The following is a 5,359-nucleotide window of genomic DNA, read 5'->3' as shown; positions in this document are numbered from 1 at the left end:
GGCCTGTTTATTGCTTCGGTAAAATGGTCTTTTAAAGAATCAGAAAAATGGATCAGCTATTCACAAAAAGGGCTTGAGGCTGAAATTATTAATCAGCATTCTAAAAATGGGGTAAATAAAGAAGAGGCAGCAGAATACATTCAGTTTATCACCGATTTTTTTCTGTTGGCATACATTGCCGGCGAAAATTCAAACTACCCTTTTTCAAAACAATATAAAGAACAGCTGCATCAAATATTTAATTATATCTGCAGCTTTCTCGATTGTAAAGGAAATTTTCCTAAGTATGGAGATGAAGATGATGGTAAATGTTTTATTGTTGATCCTGAAGAGACCTTTAATAATTTTAAATCTATACTAACTTCTGGAGCTATCATTTTTAATGATCCTGTTCTTAAATCAAAATCAAACGGTTTCGATTTAAAGAACCAGCTTTTATTTGGGGAAAAAGGCAGAGAAATATACGATTCAGTTAAGGAAACTGCAATTACCGAAGGTTCAAAATTTTATACAGCAGAAGGGCATTTTATTTGCAGAAAAAAAGAAAACAATCAGGAAGTATATTTTCATTTTGATGCAGCAGCATTGGGTTTTCTTTCCATAGCTGCACATGGCCATGCCGATGCTTTATCTTTTTTATTACATGTTGATGGCCAGCCAGTTTTTGTGGATACTGGTACTTACACTTACCACACTGCACCAGAATGGAGAAATTATTTTGTAAGTACACTGGCCCACAATACCATCAGGGTTAATAAACTTAACCAGGCAAATTTTGCCGGCTCAACCTTATGGCTTAATCATTATAAATGTGTTGTGCTTAATGCACAAACAAATGATACCATGGATATCATTGAGGCAAAGCATAATGGCTACGAAAAATATGGCATTACACATACAAGAAAAATAATTTTTAATAAGGAGTCTTTAAATATTAATATTACCGACTTTATTGAAGTTAAAAACGGAAGTGCCGGTTGCTATATAGAAATGCCTTTTCATTTACATCCGGTAATAGCCGTAAAAAATGTTAGTGAACACTCTTTTGAATTGATAAATAAAAATGGAAGGAGTGTGCAATTACAAACTGATCCCAAATTAAAAACAGTAGTAGTAAACGGCCAATTAGAACCAGAAATAACCGGATGGTATTCAAATTCCTTTTTACATAAAGAACCCTGTAACACTTTAATATGTTCCCTCGAAATTTCGGGGAATATGCAGTTAGAAACAATAATATCAATTAATAAATTATGAACATAAGTATTTTCGGATTAGGATATGTAGGTTGCGTAAGTATTGGTTGCCTGGCAAAAAACGGCCACCATGTAATTGGTGTAGATGTTAGCCAGATTAAAGTTGACCAGATAAATGCAGGCAAAGCAACTATTATTGAAAAAGATATTGATATTATTATTGCCGAGCAAAGGGCAAAGGGCAATATTGAAGCCACTACAGATTCAAAAGAAGCAATACTTAAAACCGATATTACCATAGTTGCTGTGGGTACCCCAAGCAGTGATAAAGGCCACCTAAACCTTAATTATATTTTTAAAGTAGCGGAGGTTGCCGGGTTAGCAATAAAAGAAAAAAAAGATTTTCACATCATTGCCATACGCTCTACTATAATGCCTGGTACCTGCGATAAATTTGCTGCAATTGTAGAAGATGCATCGGGTAAAAAAAGAAATGTAGATTTTGCAATAGTGGATAATCCTGAGTTTTTAAGAGAAGGAACAGCAGTAGAAGATTATTACAATCCGCCGCTCACACTTATAGGATCCGATAACAGCGGGGCAGCAGAAACTGTGGCCAGCCTTTACCGTCAGTTACCAGGCGAAGTTATAATAACCGACCTTAAAATTGCGGAAATTATGAAGTATGTAAACAACACTTTTCATGCTCTTAAAATTTCTTTTGGTAACGAGATTGGAAATATATGCTCGGAGATGGGTATAGACTCTCATAAAGTAATGGAGATATTCTGTAAGGATAAGCAATTGAATATATCGCCCTATTATTTTAAACCGGGTTTTGCATTTGGCGGGTCATGTCTTCCAAAAGATTTAAAAGGCCTTCAAACACTGGCACATGATCTTTATGTAAGTGTTCCTGTAATTGACAGCATCAATAAATCAAATGAATTGCAAATAACCCGTGCTGTTGATATTATTCAGCATACACAAAAAAAACGCATTGGTTTTCTTGGATTAAGTTTTAAAGCCGGTACCGACGATTTGCGTAATTCACCAGCAGTTGCAGTTGTAGAAACTTTATTAGGTAAAGGGTATTCCGTTAAAATTTATGATAAGCATATACACCTGTCCAACTTAACCGGTACTAATAAAGTTTATATCGATCATCATATACCGCATCTTTCAAAACTTATGGTAAAAGATGCAGAAGATTTAATAAAAGATGTAGATGTAATTGTAATTAATAACAGGGAGCAGGAATATTTAGATGTATTAGAAAAAGCCGGCGATACAGCAATGATTGTAGATATGGTGCGGCTACCCGAAGCCATTAGAAACAAAAATAATTATACAGGAATTAACTGGTAAAAAGTATGTTTAGCGGAAAGCACATTTTAATTATTGTGGAGAATTTGCCAGTTCCTTTCGACAGAAGGGTTTGGCAGGAGGCCAATACATTAATGGAGAACGGAGCCAAGGTTTCTATAATATGCCCTAAAATGAAGGGCTATACAAAATCTTATGAAGTAATAAATGGCATAGAAATATACAGGCATTCCTTGCCGTTAGAGGCAAAAGGTGCTTCAGGATATTTGTTAGAGTACTCAATAGCATTATTCTGGGAATTTTTTTTAAGTTTAAAAATATTTTTCAAAAAAAGGTTTCATGTAATACAGGGGTGTAACCCGCCAGACTTAATTTTTATTGTAGCACTCTTCTTTAAAATATTTGGTGTTAAATATGTTTTTGATCACCACGATATTAATCCTGAATTATACATTGCCAAATATAATAAGAAAGGATTTTTTTATAAATTTTTGCTACTTACTGAACGGTTAACATTTGCTACAGCTAATTACAGTATTGCCACAAATGAATCGTATAAAGAAATTGCCATTCGCCGGGGTAAAATGCCAAAGGAAAAAGTACAGGTAGTAAGGAGCGGTCCAAAGCTTGACCGGTTAAAGTTGGGAAGCGGAAATGAAAAGTATAAAAAAGGGCGTACATTTCTGGCAGGGTATGTTGGGGTTATCGGGGAGCAGGAGGGGTTAGATCTTTTACTGGAATCAATAAAGTTTATTACCTCAGTAAGAAATGATGTGCAGTTTGCAATTATTGGCGGAGGTACAGATTTAGAAAAAATTAAGCAGCAGGCTACTCAAATGAATTTAGGTGATTATGTTGATTTTTACGGCAGGGTAGATGATGAAACAATGGTGGATATTTTAAATACTGCCGATGTATGTGTAAATCCAGACAGGCCAACAGAGATGAATAATCTTTCTACAATGAATAAGATTATGGAATATATGGCGCTGAAAAAACCAATCGTTCAATTTGATCTCAAAGAAGGCAGGTTATCTGCCCTGGAAGCCTCTTTATATGCCGACAATACCTCAATAGAAGATTTTGCAAATAAAATAATGTGGCTTTTGGATAACCCTGAAGAGAGAAAAAGAATGGGTGATTTTGGGTATAACAGGGTTGTAAACGAGCTTTCGTGGAATTTTGAGAGTCAAAAGCTGATAAATTTTTATAAAAACATATTTAAATTATAGAATCTTCGTTATATAATAGCTTTTTAAGAAATTAAAAAATCAAAGTGAATTTACAATTTTAGGATGAACAAGCAGTTTGAAAGATATTTACAAATGACCCTTGTGGTACTTGATATGTTTATTATAACTATCGGGTACTTTTTTTGTAATGTTCTTTTTGTTGAAAGCATCCCGGCAGATTATTGGAGCAGTTATTTTCAATACTGGACAATATCTGTTGCAGGATGGTTACTGCTATCATTTTTTTTAGGAACATATACTGGTAAAGTAATTTTTGCTTTTGAACATTTTACAAAACGAACCACACAGGTTTATTTACTCTGGGTTATTTGCATGCTGTTTTACCTGTTTTTTTCACGTGAGTTCCGCATATCAAGATTGTTTATTATTTCCAGTATGGTTGTATTTGGGATAGGGCTTTTGGTAAACCGGTTTATATATCTTGGCATTAAAAAATATTTTAAAAACAGCCATTACCTTATTAAAAAAATAATAATACTGGGTTATAACGATACTGCAAAAAAACTGGCAACATATTTTGAAGAAGACGGCCTTAATACACAGCTATTAGGATTTATTGAAGATAATGAAAATGTACATGAGTTATCCCACTATCCTATAATTACAGAGGTTAGTAAATCGCTGGAATTTGCAAAGGAATTTGATGTTGCAGAGATATACTCCACCATTACACCCGAGCAAAATAAGGATATATACAATTTAATGTACCAGGCAGAAAAAGAATGTATCCGCTTTAAAATTGTACCCAACCTTTCTGTATTTATAACCAGAGATGTGCATATAGAATATTTTGGAGAGCTGCCCATACTGTCTTTACGCAGCGAACCATTAGATGATGTAGGCAACAGAATAAAGAAAAGGGTATTGGATATTATTGTTAGTTTTTTAGTAATAGTTTTTATTCTTTCGTGGCTGGTGCCTCTGTTGGGTTTATTGATTTTGTTAGAATCAAGAGGTCCGGTTTTCTTCTCTCAATTGCGTACAGGAAAAAATAAAAAACCATTTTACTGCTATAAATTTCGCAGTATGAGAAAAAATAAAGATGCAGATTTAAAACAGGCAACAGCAAATGATACCAGGGTTACAAAAATTGGCAGGTTTATAAGGCGTACAAGCCTTGATGAGTTTCCTCAATTTTTAAATGTGTTTAAAGGTAACATGAGTTTGGTTGGCCCAAGGCCGCACATGCTTAAGCATACAAATGATTACTCACAGTATGTAGATGAATATATGATTCGGCAATTTTTAAAACCCGGTATTACGGGATGGGCACAGGTAAATGGCTACAGGGGCGAAATTACAAACCCAGAGCAAATACAAATGAGGGTAAATAAAGATTTATGGTATTTAGAAAATTGGAATTTATGGCTTGATCTGCAAATTCTTTTTTTAACCGTTTACCAGGTTTTTAAAGGAGATAAAAATGCATTTTAAAATATTGAATACCCAATAAGAAATAATTCTCTACATTCATTTAACCACTTAAACAGCTTCAACAATGAAGATTTTAATTACCGGAGTTGCCGGTTTTATTGGCTCCAACCTTGCCAAAAAATTATTAGAAAGAGGGCACAGTGTTATCGG

At 34.2% G+C, this 5,359-nt stretch carries 5 protein-coding genes; all 5 read left to right on the top strand.

Annotated elements, in window-relative coordinates:
• Positions 1-1,257: heparinase II/III family protein (locus tag ACY651_RS20480; RefSeq protein ID WP_462255386.1), on the top strand; the 1,257-nt coding region annotated here is incomplete at its 5' end.
• On the top strand, positions 1,254-2,564 hold the full coding sequence (locus ACY651_RS20475; RefSeq protein WP_462255384.1) for a nucleotide sugar dehydrogenase: 1,311 nt from the start codon (positions 1,254-1,256) through the stop codon (positions 2,562-2,564). The genes ACY651_RS20480 and ACY651_RS20475, both read left to right, overlap by 4 nt.
• A gap of 5 nt (positions 2,565-2,569) precedes the next feature.
• On the top strand, positions 2,570-3,754 hold the full coding sequence (locus ACY651_RS20470; RefSeq protein ID WP_462255383.1) for a glycosyltransferase family 4 protein: 1,185 nt from the start codon (positions 2,570-2,572) through the stop codon (positions 3,752-3,754).
• A 63-nt stretch (positions 3,755-3,817) separates the two neighbouring features.
• Positions 3,818-5,209, top strand: a complete 1,392-nt coding sequence (locus tag ACY651_RS20465; protein WP_462255382.1) for an undecaprenyl-phosphate glucose phosphotransferase — start codon at positions 3,818-3,820, stop codon at positions 5,207-5,209.
• 64 nt (positions 5,210-5,273) lie between these two features.
• Positions 5,274-5,359 (top strand): NAD-dependent epimerase/dehydratase family protein (locus ACY651_RS20460; RefSeq protein ID WP_462255387.1); only part of this gene is annotated, 86 nt, incomplete at its 3' end.

It is taken from the genome of Ferruginibacter sp. (assembly GCF_031391665.1).
In the GTDB taxonomy this organism is placed as follows: domain Bacteria; phylum Bacteroidota; class Bacteroidia; order Chitinophagales; family Chitinophagaceae; genus Ferruginibacter.
This window is presented reverse-complemented; position numbering and strand designations above follow the sequence as displayed.